Consider the following 351-nt stretch of genomic DNA (forward strand, 5'->3'; position numbering starts at 1 on the left):
AGCGTCGTGGCTTCTCCGGCGGTGAGAGTAAAGCAAGTTGACCGTATCGAAGGTGGCACCGCAGGGACAGATGGTGCTTCGCTTTCCCTTGCACCGGACGTCACTGCTGTTCCGGCAGTGAGCATTAAGCAGATTGGCTGAATCGAAAGTGGTGCCACAGGAGCAGGTGATATTCTGCTTCCACTTGCACCGGGCATCACTGCTGCCCCGGCGGTGAGAGTTAAGCAGATAGACCGAATCGAAGGTGGCGCCGCATGGGCAGGTCGTGTTCAGCTTCCCCCTGCACCGGGAGTCCCGGCTGCTCTGGCGGTGAGAGTAAAACAGACTGACCGAATCAAAGGTGGCGCCACA

Source organism: Parendozoicomonas verongulae, from assembly GCF_009711465.1.
Classification (GTDB): domain Bacteria; phylum Pseudomonadota; class Gammaproteobacteria; order Pseudomonadales; family Endozoicomonadaceae; genus Sansalvadorimonas; species Sansalvadorimonas verongulae.